Raw genomic sequence first — 16,877 nt, 5'->3', positions numbered from 1 at the left:
GATATGGGGCAGTTTTGTTATTTGTCTGTGCGATTTTTAATCACGCCATCTTGTAGTTTGACCAAACTCAGTTCATTTATTTAGTTATTTGAGTATGATGTGCATCAAACTATGGATGAGAGTAGTAATCGTGCTTGAGAGAGTTAGACAACAATTAGTCGCTAATGCGGCAACCATTTTTCGTGTTCCTGCCAAATTAATGCCAGCCAAAATTCAAAGTATGACCTTACTTGAAGGTCTAAAGCTGGTATTTAAAGAAGCATTAGAAGACGGTGATTTTGAGTTTCTTGAAGGCAAGTGGCTAAAGGTTTCTGTCTGCGATATGGACCTTAGCTGGTTTATCAGCTGCGATGATGGAGAACTCTTAGTAAGCGCTGAAGAAGTTGAACATCATGTTAGCTTTAGTGGTTCATTGAATGATCTGGTTCTCATCGCGGGAAGAAAAGAAGATCCTGATACCCTGTTTTTCCAACGTCGCTTAAGCATTGAAGGTGATACTGAACTAGGGTTAGAAGTTAAGAACCTAATGGACAGCGTCGATCTTGACGCACTACCTAAAACAGTGAAGATTGGTTTGGAGCAATTAGCGACATTTGTTTCTAAAGGCGTGCAGACTTCAACTGAATTACCATCAAACTCGGTGAGAGAGACTGGAAATGCTTATTAGAACAGAGGCACCTGCAGACAACCTGGGCATTCTTGCTCTTTTAGAGCACGCGTTTCCGACGGATGCAGAAGCTAAGTTGGTTAATAGCCTTAGAGAGAATGGCAAGATTACACTCAGCATCGTGGCAAGTGATGATGAGGGAAAAGTGATCGGTTGTGCTCAGTTTTCTCCCGTCACGCTTTCGGGCAATGATTATGGGTGGCAAGGCTTAGCACCTGTCGCTGTGCATGAAGATTATCGAAATCAAGGCGTTGCTGAGAAGATGATCAAAGCAGGTTTAGACTCATTATTGGAATTTGGCTATTCGGCATGTGTGGTTTTAGGTGAGCCGGAGTATTACTCTCGCTTCGGTTTCTCTTGTGCAGAGAAAAATCGTTTTCGCTGTCAGTGGGATCTTCCTGTCGGTATTTTTCAAGTGCTGGATCTTACCGGTGAAAGCTTTGAAGGCCTATCTGGTCTAATTGAATATAGTGAAGAATTTGATCAGTTCTGAGGTCGCATTGAAATCACAATCACCTTCTGCACTACTGGCAGAAATGGATATACAAGAGTGGCAACTGCTGCATCCTGAGCGACTACAAGGTTATCAACAACCTGAGATTACTTTGGATGCTTCAGTCAAATTGTTGTTTGTGTCACCAGAGCTGCCTTCAGGACATTATGCTGAGTTTCTGCAGAAAGTATTGAAGGCAATGAAGTTAGATCTTAACGATTGTCGCCATCTTTACCCTAATCAGGTGCAGCAGTTGGCCTCTCATTCTTTGCAGTGGCTATGGTTCAGTAATTGTACCTCGCAGCCTCTAGACAACATCAAAGTCATTACCTCTCCCGCACTTTCTGAGATTGACGGGCATAACGAAAATCGTCGCCAACTGTGGAATCAAATACAAGCCAATGCTTAACCTTTCTCCTATAGAGCCATCACATCTTGAAAAGGTGTGGCAGATTGAATCCAAAGCGCACTCTCATCCATGGAAGCGCTCTATGATTGATGATCTTGCCAGCCGTGGTGCAATGCATTTTGCATTTATTCAAGATGAACAAGTCGTGGGTTACTTCTATGCGCAAAATATTGTTGGTGAAGTGACCTTGCTTAATATTGCTATCGATCCTAAATGCCAAGGTCAGGGACTGGGTAGTAAGCTGGTTGAGGGCTTTATTGAACTGTGTGAACAACAAGGTGTAGAGAGCATCTGGCTTGAGGTTCGTGAATCAAATCAAAGAGCACAATCGCTTTATCTTAACGCTGGATTCAATGAAGTTGACCGGCGTAACAACTACTACCCAACGGCTGGTGGTCGTGAAGACGCGATCATTATGAGCTACCTCTGCTTATAATCTCTCTAAGAATCGCTACGGATTAAGTTCGTAGCGATTTTTTTACCTCTACTCTTTTTCATTTTTCTTTTCTCCGAGTTGCATAGCTTAGCTCTACGATAGCTCCGCCTGTTTTTTGTCTGTTACACCTCGTAAATACAATTGCTTCTTCTTCACTCTAGTTTTTTATTGATCTAGATCAGCTAGATATTAAGTTGCAATTTAAATGCTTCTTTAAGTTTTTGTTAGGGTCTAATATTTAGCACTCATAACATATATTTTAAATGTCATTTAAAGGAAAGCGAGATGTTCTGTATTCAATGTGAGCAAACAATGCAAACCCCAGTAGCCAATGGCTGCCAATACGCCATGGGTATGTGTGGTAAAACAGCAGAGATTTCTGATCTACAAGACGTATTGATTTACATCCTTCAAGGTGTAAGTGCGTACGCGAATGCTGCGCGCAGTTTAGGCGTTGTGGATTCAGATGCGGATGCTTATGTACCACAAGCATTCTTTGCAACGTTGACCAACGTAAATTTTGATGATGCACGTTTGATTGAATACACAGAGCAAGCTCTTTCTTACAAAGCCAAGTTAAAGGCGGCTTATGAGGCGACATGCGTTTTACAAAACGTAGAACCTAAAGTGCTTGAAGGCGCGGCGCAGTTCACCATTGAAGCTGAAAAAGTGACGTTGCTAAGTAAAGCGACGGATACGGCGCTTAACCATGATGTCAGTGAAGTGGGTGAAGATATCTTAGGTCTACGCTTACTTGCACTTTACGGCCTGAAGGGTGTGGCTGCTTACATGGAGCACGCACGTATTCTTGGTCAGCAAAATGACGAAGTTTACGCAGAGTTCCATCGCATTATGGCTCGCCTTGGTGAGAACCCAAGTGAAATGAATGAGTTGCTAGAGCTTGCTATGGCGTGTGGTCACTTGAACTACAGCGTGATGCAGATGCTAGATACTGGCGAAACAGAAGCCTTTGGTCACCCTGTCCCTACTAAAGTGAACATGAAACCAATCGCAGGTAAGGCGATCTTGGTCTCTGGCCATGACCTTATTGATCTGAAATACATCCTTGAGCAAACCAAAGACAAAGGCATCAACGTATACACACACGGCGAGATGCTTCCTGCACACGCGTATCCAGAGCTTGGCGGTAAATACCCACATCTAGTCGGCAACTACGGCAGTGCTTGGCAAAACCAGCAAAAAGAATTTGCTAATTTCCCTGGTGCGATCGTAATGACATCTAACTGTCTAATTAACCCAGAAACGAATGGTTATGCTGATCGTATGTTCACTCGTAACATCGTAGGCTGGCCTGGCGTTGAGCACCACACTGGCCATGATTTCTCTGCAGTGATTGAGAAAGCGCTGGAATGTGAAGGCTTTAAGTTTGATGAGATCCCGCTGTATACAACCACGGGTTTTGCTCACAACGCACTAATGGAAGCAGCACCTGCGGTAATCGAACAAGTGAAAGCAGGCAACATCCGTCACTTCTTCCTAGTTGGTGGCTGTGATGGTGATAAAAAAGAGCGTAACTACTTTACTGAGTTCACTAAAGCTGCGCCTCAAGACACGCTGATCCTAACACTTGCTTGCGGCAAATTTAAATTTAACGACCTTGAATTTGGTGATGTGAATGGTATTCCACGCTTATTGGATGTGGGTCAATGTAACGATGCCTATTCTGCAATTCAACTGGCGCTAGCTTTAGCAGAAACCTTCGAGTGTGGTGTTAATGAATTGCCTTTATCTCTGATTTTGTCTTGGTTTGAGCAAAAGGCCATCGCCATTCTGCTTACCTTGCTAGCTCTGGGTATTAAAGACATTCGTGTTGGTCCTACCGCGCCAGCATTCTTAACTGAGAATCTTCTTAACCATCTCAATAAGCAAACCGGTCTCCGTTTGATCACTACGGTTGAACAAGATCTTGCTGACATCTTGGGTTAATCCTAGTAATCACCACTAAGAGGAGCTTAGCTCCTCTTTTTTTAACTGCTGACAATGAGTTTTAAAGATGCAACTGACCTGTACTGATATTCGACAAGACACCGCTGATGTAACGACTTACTGGTTTGAAACCAGTGACCATATTGACTTTATTCCTGGCCAGTTTTTGCCTTTAGAGGTGGATATTGATGGAGAAACTCATCAACGTTGCTATTCTCTGGCATCGATGCCAGGAGAGCAGCAATGCAGTTTGACCATCAAGCGTGTTGAAGGTGGGGTGGTATCCAATTATCTCGCGGATCGTTTTGCCGTGGGTCATAGCTTGCGAAGTGGTAGTGCCGCTGGGGATTTTACTATCCAGTTGGTCGATGACCAACCATTGCTAATGCTCAGCGCGGGCTGTGGAATTACCCCTGTCTATTCGATGCTACAAGCGCAATTGAAGGCAAAGCCGGAAGCCGACATCATCTTTATTCACAGTGCAAGTACGCCTAGCGATCGTATTTATGTTCAGGAGTTAGAAGCACTTGCAAAACAGTATGCCAATCTAACCTTGATTTGGGCTGTCAGCCGTGAAGATGAATTAGCACAGTATCATGGTCGTTTATCTCAGGATCTTTTGCGATCAGAGGTTTCTGATCTTACTTCTCGCACCGTCTTAATGTGTGGGCCGGACGCTTACATGCAATCGGCTAAAACTTGGTTTGATGCCTTAGGTGTTGATGAAGCGCAAGTTCATCATGAGCAGTTTCATGCGGCTATCGAGAAAGTAGCCACAGCATCAAGCAAGCAATCTCATACATTAAGTGTTAATGGCACTGACGTAGCTATCTCTGACGATGAAACGGTGCTTGAGGCGCTAGAAAAAGAGGGATTGCCTATCTTTGCTGCTTGTCGTGCAGGTGTGTGCGGGAGTTGTCGTTGTAAAGGTGACAAAGACAAAGTGGTGAGTTCTACCACTGGTGCTCTAAGTGAGGAAGACGTAGAGCAAGGGTATTTTCTTGCCTGTGCTAGCCAAGTTAACGACGATATGTTTGTTGAAATTGGCTAATTAAATTGCCGTGATTAGTATTATTCTATAGATAGATTGTGAAATGGCGCAGAATCAGCGAAAATAGCGCCAATTTTCGCCAGTGTACCAACTAAAGAATTCGAACATGACAAATAGTCCATTTCAGCAAGAAGTGAGCAAGCGCCGTACGTTTGCGATTATCTCTCACCCGGATGCGGGTAAGACAACCATTACCGAAAAAGTTCTACTATTCGGAAACGCGATCCAAAAAGCGGGTACGGTAAAAGGTCGTGGCTCGAATCAGCATGCTAAATCTGACTGGATGGAGATGGAGAAGGAGCGTGGTATCTCGGTGACTACCTCTGTAATGCAGTTTCCTTATAACGACTGCCTAGTAAACCTTCTAGATACTCCAGGACACGAAGATTTCTCGGAAGATACTTACCGTACTTTAACCGCGGTAGACTCTTGCTTGATGGTTATCGATGCAGCAAAAGGTGTCGAGGATCGTACGCGTAAACTAATGGAAGTGACGCGTCTGCGTGACACACCAATCGTTACCTTCATGAACAAATTGGACCGTGATGTACGTGATCCAATGGAAGTTCTGGATGAAGTTGAAAGCGAACTTAATATGGCGTGTGCGCCTATCACTTGGCCTATCGGCTGTGGTAAAGAGTTTAAGGGTGTTTACCATATTCACCGTGATGAGACGATTCTGTATGAATCTGGCCATGGCCATGAGATCCAAGAAGTTCGTATCATTAAAGGGCTTGATAACCCTGAGCTAGATGTTGCCGTAGGTGATGACCTAGCAGAAAGTGTACGTGAAGAACTAGAGCTGGTTATTGGTGCATGCCCTGAGTTTGATCTTGAGCTGTTCCTTGCTGGTGAGTTAACGCCTGTCTACTTCGGTACCGCATTGGGTAACTTCGGTGTTGACCACATGCTTGACGGCTTAACTAAGTGGGCACCGGGTCCACAAGCTCGTGAAGCGAATGAACGTACTGTTGTTGCAGATGAAGAGAAATTCTCTGGTTTCGTATTTAAGATTCAGGCAAACATGGATCCTAAACACCGTGACCGTATTGCTTTCATGCGTATTGTGTCGGGTACTTACTCGCAAGGCATGAAGATGAACCACGTGCGCACAGGTAAAACCGTCAGTATCTCTGATGCTGTTACCTTTATGGCAGGTGACCGTGCTCGTGCAGAGAAAGCGTATGCGGGTGATATCATTGGTCTACACAACCACGGCACGATTCAAATTGGCGATACCTTTACCCAAGGTGAAGCGCTAAAATTTGCCGGTATCCCTAACTTCGCACCTGAGCTATTCCGTCGTATTCGCCTAAAAGATCCATTGAAGCAGAAGCAGCTTCTAAAAGGTCTGGTTCAGCTTTCTGAAGAGGGTGCTGTGCAGGTATTCCGTCCACTACAGAACAACGATTTGATCGTTGGTGCGGTGGGTGTACTTCAGTTTGATGTGGTTGTGGCTCGCCTAAAAGCGGAATACAACGTTGAAGCTATCTATGAAGGCGTAAACGTCGCAACAGCTCGCTGGGTTGAATGTGACGATGCTAAGAAGCTAGAAGAGTTTAAGCGCAAGAACCAAACCAACCTTGCACTAGACGGTGGTGACAACCTGTCATACGTTGCTCCGACTATGGTGAATCTAAACTTAGCCAAAGAGCGCTTCCCTGAAGTTGAGTTCCGCGCCACACGCGAACACTAATTCCCCGAAAGCCAGTTGCATGCAACTGGCTTTTTTTTGCTTCAAGATCTTCAGTTTTGACATAGGATTGGTATAACAATTTTTGAAGGTGACTTATGTGGTTCGACACACACTGCCATTTAGACTTCCCTGAATTTGCTTCTCACAAAGAGAGGTATCTCGAGTTATTCTACCAACATAAGATTGCTCGATTCTTTGTTCCTAGCGTCGGGCCTAGCAACTGGCAGGATACACTAGCTCTTGCAAGTGACATTCACAGTATTGGCTTAGGCATCCACCCGTGCTTTTTACAGCCACTGATAGAAAATCAATCTTTAGATAATGACCTTGAGCGTCTTAGTGCTTTAGCGCTGGAAAATCGACAGCATATTGTCGCTATTGGCGAGTGTGGTTTAGATAAACGTATTGATACTCCTATTTCAACTCAACTAACCGTGTTCAATTTTCAAGTGGATTTAGCCGAGCAGTTGCAACTTCCTTTAGTCATACATTCGGTCCAACAACACCATAATATTCGAGACAGTTTAAAAGTTAGGCGTAGAGATAATCTTGGAGTTGTCCATGCATTTAGTGGCAACTACCAACAAGCAAAAATGTTGGTCGATCTGGGACTAAAAATAGGTGTGGGAGGTGTGATTACTTGGCCAACTGCACAAAAAACACGCGAAGCAATAGCAAAGCTGCCACTAGATAGTATTGTATTGGAGACGGATGCTCCTGATATGAGGATTTCTGGGCGGCAACATGAACCCAACTCGCCGCACTTAATACCTTTAATATTTAAGCACTTAGCTGCTCTTAGGTCAGAGAACTCTTCTATACTGGCAGAGCAGATATGGAAAAACAGTATTCACTTGTTTTCAGAATAGTTTCATTTAGATACAACAAATGCCGAACTTAGATTTAAAAATGTGACATTGATCAACATTAAGGTAATCGTTTGCGTATAGAATCTCGCGCAAATGTGACCCGTGACCAGTTTTACTATTTTTTGAGCTGTATAATCGCCGTCGATTTAAACATTTTTTAAACTCTTTTTTGAACATTTTAGAATAAGGAAGCCATAAACCATGAGCCTGTTTATGAGCGTAGTAGGTATGTTTGTACTGATCTTGATCGCAGTACTACTATCAGATAACCGCAAAGCAATTAATTTTCGTACCGTAGGTGGTGCATTTGCTATCCAATTCGCATTGGGTGCATTCGTACTTTACGTACCTTGGGGTAAAGACCTTCTGAAAAGCGTTTCAGACGGTGTTTCAAGTGTAATTAACTATGGTGCTGACGGTACTGGTTTCTTGTTTGGAAACCTAGTTAACTTCTCAGTAGATGGCATTGGCTTTATCTTTGCCTTCCAAGTTCTACCTACACTGATCTTCTTCTCTGCACTTATCTCTGTACTTTACTACGTGGGTGTTATGCAGTGGGTTATCCGCATTCTTGGTGGTGGCCTTCAGAAAGCTCTAGGTACTTCTCGCGCGGAATCAATGTCTGCAGCGGCTAACATCTTTGTTGGTCAAACAGAAGCACCTCTAGTTGTTCGTCCATTCGTTCCTCGTATGACTCAGTCTGAGCTATTCGCAGTAATGTGTGGTGGTCTAGCTTCTATCGCTGGTGGTGTACTAGCAGGTTACGCATCAATGGGCGTGCCAATTGAATACCTAGTAGCTGCATCATTCATGGCAGCACCAGGTGGTCTACTATTTGCTAAAATCATCAAGCCAGAAACTGACGAGCCTATCGATCAACTTGCTGACATGACTGCTGAAGGTGAAGACAAGCCTGCAAACGTTATCGATGCGGCAGCTGGCGGTGCATCTGCTGGTCTAAGCCTAGCACTTAACGTTGGCGCAATGCTTATCGCTTTCATCGGTCTTATCGCACTGATCAACGGCCTACTAGGTGGCGTTGGCGGTTGGTTTGGCTTCGAAAACCTAACTCTTGAAATGCTTCTAGGTTGGTTGTTTGCTCCTCTTGCATTCCTAATCGGTGTTCCTTGGAGCGAAGCGGTTGTTGCAGGTGAGTTCATCGGTCTTAAGACTGTAGCGAACGAATTCGTAGCATACGCTAACTTCGCACCTTACCTAGGTGAAGCTGCTCCAGTAGTACTGAGCGAGAAGACTAAAGCAATTATCTCATTCGCATTGTGTGGTTTTGCTAACCTTTCTTCTATCGCTATCCTATTGGGTGGTCTAGGTAGTATTGCTCCTAAGCGTCGTGGTGATATCGCGCGCATGGGTATCAAAGCGGTTATCGCAGGTACTCTATCTAACTTAATGGCAGCAACTATCGCTGGTTTCTTCTTGTCTTTCTAAGGCATTAGAAACAAATCTTTAAAACGCCCTAGTGATTTTCACTGGGGCGTTTTTGTTTTCATCCTACTGGCTAGAACTTCATCACTTTTTTTTGAGATGCAAACCGTTTGCTTTCATCATAAATGCAACATTGATCATACTTCGCACTATACTAAGCATCGAAGTTAACAAGATGGATGAACATTATGAATGAAGTTTTGCTAGCCGTATTTGCAGGCTTCGCAGTAGGGATATTATTCTCTGCGTTGAAGCTGCCAATCCCAGCGCCACCAGTATTATCTGGTGTTATGGGAATCGTAGGTGTATATCTTGGTGGACACTTCTATCAGTGGTTGATAGAAAGGTTTTTTCAGTAAATACCTACATCCGTTGTAGAATGCAACGGTCAGCGGTTTAGGATAAAAAACCGTGCGGTGACAAGGAAAGCAATTGGTCAATTCACCAAGTCTTCATGGAACCAAGTCCGTTCATTGAGTCTGGATGCGCAATTATTGGAACCCTATCTATACTGGAAGTGTTTCAATGAATGCCATCAAAACTATTCAAACTTTTCGGAGAAAAAAATGAGCGATTTGAAAGCTGCAGCTTTGCGTGCACTTAAATTAATGGATCTTACCACTCTTAACGACGACGATACTGACCAGAAGGTGATCGATCTTTGTCATGCAGCTAAGTCAGCAGTAGGCAATACCGCAGCAGTATGTATTTACCCTCGTTTCGTCCCTATCGCTAAGAAGACATTGCGTGAGCAGGGCACACCTGATGTTAAGATTGCGACAGTAACTAACTTCCCTCATGGCAATGACGATATCGATATTGCCGTTGCAGAAACTAAAGCAGCAGTGGCTTACGGCGCTGATGAAGTAGATGTGGTATTCCCATACCGCGCATTAATGGCTGGCAATGCAGAAGTTGGCTTTGAGCTAGTGAAACAATGTAAAGCTGCATGTGGCGACATTCTATTAAAAGTGATCATCGAAACGGGTGAGTTAAAAGAAGAAGCCCTAATCAAGCAAGCATCAGAGATTTGTATTAAAGCAGGTGCTGACTTTATTAAAACCTCTACGGGTAAAGTGCCTGAGAACGCGACTCCTGAGTATGCACGCATGATGCTTGAAGTGATTCGTGACATGGGTGTTGCCCAAACTGTTGGCTTCAAGCCAGCTGGTGGCGTACGTACTGCGGAAGACGCGGCACTATACCTAGCAATGGCTGATGATATCCTTGGTGACTCTTGGGTAGATAGCCGCCATTACCGCTTTGGTGCTTCAAGCCTACTAACAAACCTACTTAATACCTTAGAAGTAACAGACGAGAAAGCTGATCCAGCTGCGTACTAATAGTCTGAGAAGGCTCGCTGTGTAGCGAGCCTTTGTTTTTCATAATAATCTAAGGTAGGGCTTATGTATTTACCTCAAGAAATCATTCGCAAAAAGCGTGACGGCGAAATCCTTACAGCGGATGAAATCAACTTCTTTATCCAAGGTGTAGCTAAAAATACTGTCTCTGAAGGACAGATAGCAGCCTTTGCGATGACCATATTTTTCAATGAAATGACGATGCCTGAACGTATTGCGCTTACCTGTGCGATGCGAGACTCTGGCATGGTGATTGATTGGAGCCACATGAACTTTGATGGCCCAATCGTTGATAAACATTCCACCGGTGGTGTGGGCGATGTGACCTCTTTAATGCTAGGCCCTATGGTGGCCGCTTGTGGAGGTTTTGTCCCTATGATCTCAGGTCGTGGCTTGGGCCATACCGGCGGAACACTGGACAAGCTTGAATCTATTCCTGGCTATAACATCACTCCAAATAACGACGTATTTGGCAAGGTAACTAAAGAAGCAGGTGTGGCGATTATTGGTCAAACCGGCGATTTGGCTCCAGCTGATAAGCGTGTATATGCAACTCGCGATATCACAGCTACCGTAGATAACATCTCACTGATTACTGCTTCTATTTTGTCTAAGAAGTTGGCGGCAGGGCTAGATTCGTTAGTGATGGATGTAAAGGTTGGCTCAGGTGCATTCATGCCGACGTATGAAGCCTCCGAAGAGCTTGCTCGCTCTATTGTAGCGGTTGCTAACGGCGCTGGTACAAAGACTACTGCGATTCTGACCGATATGAACCAAGTATTGGCGTCTTCTGCTGGTAATGCTGTAGAAGTACGAGAAGCGGTTCGATTCTTAACTGGCGAATATCGTAATCCTCGTTTGCTTGAAGTGACCATGGCGTCATGCTGTGAAATGCTGGTACTAGGCAAGCTCGCTGATTCTACAGAGCAGGCAGAAGAGATGCTTATGGCTGTGCTGGATAACGGTAAAGCCGCTGAGTGTTTCAACAAGATGGTTGCAGGCCTTGGTGGCCCATCAGACTTTGTGAGCAACTATAATAAGTACTTACCAGAAGCTGAAATCATTAAGCCAGTGTTTGCCGATACTAGTGGTGTCATTGTCAGCATGGATACTCGTGCAATTGGTATGGCTGTTGTGGGGATGGGCGGTGGTCGCCGCGTTGCCACGGACAGTATTGATTATGCCGTCGGCTTTGATCAGTTTGCTCGATTAGGTGATGCCGTTGATGCTCACAAGCCTTTGGCTGTGATTCATGCGCGGAACGAACAGCAATGGCAAGAAGCGGCTAGTTCACTAAAAGCTGCAATTCAAATTGGTGACAAATCTCAGTATCAAGCAACACCAAACGTGTACGCGAAGATACGAGCTGAAGACTTATAGGCCGAGGATACAGTAATGAAACGAGCCATAATTTTAGTTTTAGATTCATTTGGTATTGGCGCTACAGAGGATGCTGATAAGTTCGGCGATGTAGGTTCTGATACCTTGGGGCATATTGCTGAGCAGTGTGCAAAAGGCCTTGCTGATAGTGATACTCGTAGCGGTCCATTGACGCTGCCAAATCTATCTCGTCTAGGTTTGGGTTTAGCAGCTAAAGAATCAACCGGAAGCTTCCCTATCGGTTTGGATGCTAATGCGGAAATCATTGGTGCTTACGGCCATGCTGCCGAGCTTTCTTCAGGTAAAGATACACCATCTGGTCACTGGGAAATGGCTGGCGTACCGGTATTGTTTGATTGGGGTTACTTCACTGATAAGCAAAACAGCTTCCCTCAAGAGTTGCTAGACAGAATCGTAGAGCGCGCAGGTCTTAAAGGGTATCTGGGTAATTGCCATGCTTCTGGTACTCAGGTACTGGACGACCTTGGTGAAGAGCACATGCAAACGGGCAAGCCAATCTTCTATACTTCAGCGGATTCTGTATTTCAGATTGCGTGTCATGAAGAAACTTACGGTTTAGATAACCTACTTGAGTTGTGCCAAATCGTTCGTGAAGAGCTAGAAGATTACAATATTGGCCGTGTTATTGCGCGCCCATTCATCGGCGATAAAGCTGGAGAGTTTAAGCGTACTGGTAACCGTCGCGATCTTTCTGTTGAGCCACCTGCAGCAACGGTATTGCAGAAACTGGTAGATGAAAAGCAAGGTGATGTAGTCTCAATTGGTAAGATTGCGGACATCTATGCGAACTGCGGTATTACCAAGAAAGAGAAAGCGACGGGCTTAGAAGACCTATTCGATTTGACTCTTGAGCAGGTTAAAAAGGCCGAAGATAACACTATTGTGTTTACTAACTTTGTTGATTTCGATTCAGCTTATGGTCACCGTCGTGACGTTCCTGGGTATGCGGGAGCGCTTGAATATTTCGACAAACGTCTTCCTGAAATCCTTGAGATTTTAGAGCCTAACGATGTGCTTATTCTTACTGCGGATCACGGTTGTGACCCGACATGGGAAGGTACAGACCATACTCGTGAACATATTCCGGTATTGGTTTATGGACACAAGATTGAGGCTGGCTCATTAGGCCGTCGCTCTACTTTTGCCGATATCGGCCAGAGCTTGGCTCATTACTTCCAGACTTCAAAGATGGATTACGGAACCAACTTCCTTTAATCGAGGAAGTAAAAAATTGCGCTAATAGGGCCTGTTGACCCTAACTAAAAATAAATTAGAAAAGGAAAGATAAAATGGCTACTCCTCATATTAATGCAGAAATGGGTGATTTCGCTGACGTAGTATTAATGCCGGGTGACCCGCTACGTGCAAAATACATTGCTGAGACATTCCTAGAAGACGTGGTTCAGGTGTGTGACGTGCGCAACATGTACGGCTTCACTGGTACATACAAAGGTCGTAAGATTTCTGTAATGGGACACGGTATGGGTATTCCATCATGTTCTATTTATGCTACTGAGCTAATCAAAGACTACGGCGTTAAAAAGATCATCCGCGTGGGTAGTTGTGGCGCAGTACGCGATGATGTGAATCTACGTGATGTTGTGATTGGTATTGGTGCATGTACTGACTCAAAAGTGAACCGCATCCGCTTTAAAGACCACGACTTCGCTGCGATTGCTGACTACGGTATGGCGAGAAACGCTGAGCTAGCGGCTCAGAAACTCGGCATCAACGTAAAAGTAGGCAACCTATTCTCAGCTGAGCTGTTCTACACGCCAGATCCTGAAATGTTCGATGTTATGGACAAGTACGGCATTCTAGGTGTGGAAATGGAAGCTGCTGGCATGTACGGTCTTGCGGCTGAGTACGGTGCTAAGTGTCTAGCTATTTGTACTGTTTCTGACCACATTAAGCGTGGTGAAGTGACGACATCAGATGAGCGCGCAACAACGTTCAATGAAATGATGGTTGTGGCTCTAGAGTCTGTACTCCTAGGTGACGCAGAGTAATTCTTTCATTTTAGAAAAGACAAAAGCTTGGTTCCTGTAAGGGAGCCAAGCTTTTTTTTATGTGGTTATTTTCGTCGAATACCTATTTTCTTCTTAGAACAAGGGTAAGAAGAACACCAGACAAGAAGCTCATCATGATCATCAGGAACATCGCTCTATCACTGTTGCGATAGTGGTGATCGGAAAAGGCCGTAACGCGCCCTTTTTCAAAGGTAATACGCACATAGCCGATAATGGCATCTTGAGAAAAAATAGGCTCAACCAATTGCTGCTTGCCAATCCCTTCGGAGGCTAAAGGTGTGTCCATGCCAAGAGATTCACGTACTGTTTTTGCATTGGTACTAGAGGCAATTTTTACACCGCTATTGTCATACACGGTTGCATCTGACACTAAAGTATCGCGCGCCAATTGATTCGCGAGATAGCGAAGCTTTTCTTGATCTTCGGTCACTAAGAAGTCACTGGCACTTAATGCGGCCTGAGAAATCAATAGCTTGGTCAGAGTCTGTAACTGCTTAGTTTGAATCTGCTGATTACCTTGGCTGATATAAACGCTATTACGCACGATGGCAACCAGCATCAGAACCAGTAAGCCAATAAATATCAGTTTTATAAATCGACGCAGTGAAAATAGGGATTCTTTCATTTTGCTAAACGTAATTAATGTATGCCATTGCATAGTGAGACTTGCGCAAACAAATTGCAATAGGGTAAGTTGAGGGGAGTGTTATCCTCAAAATGGATTTGAATTTCATGGAAGTCAAAGAATTACAACCTGTCACTGCATTGACAGATTTTAACCTTAGCGAACTGGCTGTTGTCTTTGCTGACAGCAACAATGACGTATTGAGTCAGCTATTTGCTATTGATGAGCAATTTGCAACTTGGAATATTGGTCGCTATCAAGTTCTTTTAACTAAAAGCTCCTTGGTAACAAAGTCCTCCGCATTATTAGCGGCAAATAAGATCGACTTTGCTCATCTTGCTGATTTACCCGATATGAGCGAACCCGGTCTTGCCCTGTTTGATATGGACTCTACTTTGATCGAGATAGAGTGCATTGATGAGATAGCAAAGCTTGCCGGAGTAGGAGAGGAAGTCTCTGAAGTAACCGAGCGTGCAATGCAGGGTGAACTGGATTTTGAGCAGAGTTTAAGACAGCGGGTTTCTAAGCTTGCTGATGCTGATGAATCCATCCTTAAAGAAGTGCGCAGTGAGTTGCCATTGATGGCCGAAGCTAAATTGCTTGTCGATGGACTTAAAGCGTGTGGCTGGAAGGTGGCTGTGGCATCTGGCGGTTTTACTTATTTCTCGAATCATCTTAAAGAGTTACTTGAGCTGGATTTTGCTCAGTCTAATCAGCTAGATATCACCGAAGGTAAACTCACAGGTAAGGTGGTTGGCGATGTGGTGTCGGCTCAAACCAAGGCCGATATTCTTGAGCAGCTAAGAAACGACTATCAATTGGAGAAACGCAATTGTATTGCCGTGGGTGATGGTGCCAATGACTTGGTGATGATGGCTGCTGCTGGCCTTGGGGTTGCCTACCATGCTAAACCTAAGGTAGTCGAACAAGCTCAGACTGCGGTAAACTATGCCGATCTTGGTGGTGTGCTGTGTATCCTGTCAGCGAGCCACGTCTTACAAACCTTACAAACAAAGAATCTTTAATGGCAAAAGTAAAAACAGCTTACGTCTGTAACGACTGCGGCGCAGATTTTCCGCGCTGGCAAGGTCAGTGCAGTGCATGTGGTGCTTGGAATACAGTAACAGAGGTGCGTTTAGCTGCGTCTCCGCAAGTAGCGCGCAACGAACGACTGAGCGGCTATGCGGGCAGTGCTGAGCAATCTAAGGTTCAAATGCTGGCAGATATTGATCTGCAAGATGTACCTAGATTCACCAGTACCTTTAAAGAGTTTGACCGAGTGATGGGCGGAGGCATTGTACCTGGAGCCGCTATCCTGATTGGTGGTAGCCCAGGCGCGGGTAAATCGACCTTACTTTTGCAAACCATGTGTCGTCTAGCGGCGGATATGCCCACCCTTTATGTTACGGGTGAGGAATCCCTGCAACAGGTAGCAATGCGAGCCTCTCGCCTTGGCTTACCTAAAGATAATCTAAAGATGCTCTCTGAAACCAACGTCGATAAGATTTGTCAGGTGGCTGAAAAAGAGCAACCTAAAATCATGGTCATAGACTCGATACAGGTAATGCACGTCTCTGATGTTCAATCTTCACCAGGTACTGTGGCTCAAGTTCGAGAGTCAGCAACAACGTTAACGCGATTTGCTAAGCAAAATAATGTAGCGGTATTTTTGGTTGGGCACGTTACTAAAGACGGATCTTTAGCGGGTCCAAAGGTGCTTGAGCATATTATTGACTGTTCAGTACTACTTGATGGTGGTGCAGACAGCCGCTTTAGAACCCTGCGTAGTCATAAAAACCGCTTTGGCGCAGTCAATGAGTTAGGTGTTTTCGCTATGACGGGGCAGGGACTTAAAGAAGTGTCTAACCCGTCTGCTATTTTCTTGTCTCGCGGCGAAGAGCAAACCTCAGGCAGTTCGGTGATGGTGATCTGGGAAGGTACTAGGCCACTTCTTGTAGAGATCCAAGCGCTGGTGGACTACTCACAACTAGCGAACCCACGACGAGTGGCTGTGGGCCTTGAGCAAAATAGACTTTCCATGCTTCTTGCGGTGCTTCATAAGCACGGCGGGCTGCAGATGGCGGATCAAGATGTGTTCGTCAATGTGGTGGGTGGGGTTAAGGTCACCGAAACCAGTGCTGACCTTGCGTTGCTAATGGCACTATTATCAAGCTTTAAAGACAGAGCCCTGCCTAAAGATGTGGTGATCTTTGGTGAAGTGGGCCTTGCAGGCGAGATCCGCCCTGTGCCTAGTGGTCAAGAGCGATTGAATGAAGCGTTTAAACATGGCTTTACCAAAGCCATTGTTCCGGCTGCAAACATGCCTAAAGGCGGTATCGCTGGCATGCAAATCCATGCGGTAAAGAACCTTTCTGAAGCGATTCAAGCGTTTGATGAAATGTAATGTAATAATATTCACCCAAGGTCTAAAGACGCTTTTCACAAGCTT

General features: G+C 44.8%; 17 protein-coding genes. 16 read left to right on the top strand and 1 reads right to left on the bottom strand.

The features are described 5' to 3' along the window. Nucleotides 1–130: 130 nt before the first annotated feature. The 14 genes from ubiT (at nt 131) to deoD (ending at nt 13,782) form a co-directional block, all read left to right on the top strand. Entirely contained in the window at nt 131–667 is a 537-nt protein-coding gene (gene ubiT / locus OCU46_RS11145) for a ubiquinone anaerobic biosynthesis accessory factor UbiT (protein WP_141272025.1), read from the top strand. After that, entirely contained in the window at nt 657–1,160 is a 504-nt protein-coding gene (locus OCU46_RS11140) for a GNAT family N-acetyltransferase (RefSeq protein ID WP_141272026.1), read from the top strand. Before ubiT ends, OCU46_RS11140 begins: the two co-directional genes overlap by 11 nt. 7 nt (nt 1,161–1,167) lie before the next feature. Continuing rightward, entirely contained in the window at nt 1,168–1,569 is a 402-nt protein-coding gene (locus OCU46_RS11135) for a DNA polymerase III subunit psi (RefSeq protein WP_244311430.1), read from the top strand. Next, nucleotides 1,562–2,005: a ribosomal protein S18-alanine N-acetyltransferase gene (gene rimI / locus OCU46_RS11130; RefSeq protein WP_141272028.1), complete on the top strand. Its 444-nt coding sequence runs from the start codon at nt 1,562–1,564 to the stop codon at nt 2,003–2,005. The genes OCU46_RS11135 and rimI overlap by 8 nt, the downstream gene beginning before the upstream one ends. Before the next feature lie 285 nt (nt 2,006–2,290). Next, entirely contained in the window at nt 2,291–3,952 is a 1,662-nt protein-coding gene (gene hcp, locus OCU46_RS11125; RefSeq protein WP_141272029.1) for a hydroxylamine reductase, read from the top strand. 67 nt (nt 3,953–4,019) lie between these two features. Continuing rightward, a complete protein-coding gene (locus OCU46_RS11120) occupies nt 4,020–5,003 on the top strand; it encodes an FAD-binding oxidoreductase (RefSeq protein ID WP_141272030.1) in 984 nt (327 codons plus the stop codon). Between the two features lie 106 nt (nt 5,004–5,109). Beyond that, on the top strand, nt 5,110–6,699 hold the full coding sequence (gene prfC / locus OCU46_RS11115) for a peptide chain release factor 3 (protein WP_141272031.1): 1,590 nt from the start codon (nt 5,110–5,112) through the stop codon (nt 6,697–6,699). A gap of 95 nt (nt 6,700–6,794) precedes the next feature. After that, nucleotides 6,795–7,568 carry a TatD family hydrolase gene (locus OCU46_RS11110; protein WP_141272032.1) on the top strand — a complete coding sequence of 258 codons (774 nt, stop codon included), beginning with the start codon at nt 6,795–6,797 and terminating at the stop codon, nt 7,566–7,568. Between the two features lie 201 nt (nt 7,569–7,769). Next, on the top strand, nt 7,770–9,014 hold the full coding sequence (locus OCU46_RS11105; protein WP_141272033.1) for a NupC/NupG family nucleoside CNT transporter: 1,245 nt from the start codon (nt 7,770–7,772) through the stop codon (nt 9,012–9,014). Nucleotides 9,015–9,199: 185 nt separating this feature from the next. After that, nucleotides 9,200–9,370 (top strand): XapX domain-containing protein, encoded by a 171-nt coding sequence (locus OCU46_RS11100; protein WP_017028884.1) that lies wholly within the window; start codon nt 9,200–9,202, stop codon nt 9,368–9,370. A gap of 207 nt (nt 9,371–9,577) precedes the next feature. After that, on the top strand, nt 9,578–10,354 hold the full coding sequence (gene deoC, locus OCU46_RS11095) for a deoxyribose-phosphate aldolase (protein WP_141272034.1): 777 nt from the start codon (nt 9,578–9,580) through the stop codon (nt 10,352–10,354). Nucleotides 10,355–10,417: 63 nt separating this feature from the next. Then, nucleotides 10,418–11,752: a thymidine phosphorylase gene (gene deoA / locus OCU46_RS11090; protein ID WP_141272035.1), complete on the top strand. Its 1,335-nt coding sequence runs from the start codon at nt 10,418–10,420 to the stop codon at nt 11,750–11,752. A gap of 15 nt (nt 11,753–11,767) precedes the next feature. After that, nucleotides 11,768–12,988, top strand: coding sequence for a phosphopentomutase (gene deoB, locus OCU46_RS11085; RefSeq protein WP_141272036.1), 1,221 nt, complete (start codon nt 11,768–11,770; stop codon nt 12,986–12,988). Nucleotides 12,989–13,062: 74 nt separating this feature from the next. After that, nucleotides 13,063–13,782: a purine-nucleoside phosphorylase gene (gene deoD, locus OCU46_RS11080; protein WP_141272037.1), complete on the top strand. Its 720-nt coding sequence runs from the start codon at nt 13,063–13,065 to the stop codon at nt 13,780–13,782. An 82-nt stretch (nt 13,783–13,864) separates the two neighbouring features. Here deoD and OCU46_RS11075 read toward each other — a convergent pair whose 3' ends face one another. After that, nucleotides 13,865–14,428, bottom strand: a complete 564-nt coding sequence (locus OCU46_RS11075; RefSeq protein ID WP_141272038.1) for a YtjB family periplasmic protein — start codon at nt 14,426–14,428, stop codon at nt 13,865–13,867. 107 nt (nt 14,429–14,535) lie between these two features. Here OCU46_RS11075 and serB point away from each other — a divergent pair, with 107 nt between their 5' ends. Both serB and radA read left to right on the top strand, forming a co-directional pair. After that, nucleotides 14,536–15,453 (top strand): phosphoserine phosphatase SerB, encoded by a 918-nt coding sequence (gene serB / locus OCU46_RS11070; RefSeq protein WP_141272039.1) that lies wholly within the window; start codon nt 14,536–14,538, stop codon nt 15,451–15,453. Beyond that, nucleotides 15,453–16,832: a DNA repair protein RadA gene (gene radA, locus OCU46_RS11065; RefSeq protein WP_017028877.1), complete on the top strand. Its 1,380-nt coding sequence runs from the start codon at nt 15,453–15,455 to the stop codon at nt 16,830–16,832. Before serB ends, radA begins: the two co-directional genes overlap by 1 nt. Nucleotides 16,833–16,877 lie beyond the last annotated feature (45 nt).

This window comes from Vibrio comitans (assembly GCA_024346835.1).
Taxonomy (GTDB): domain Bacteria; phylum Pseudomonadota; class Gammaproteobacteria; order Enterobacterales; family Vibrionaceae; genus Vibrio; species Vibrio comitans.
The sequence above is the reverse complement of the archived record's forward strand: the minus strand, read 5'-3'. Positions and strand labels throughout refer to the sequence as shown.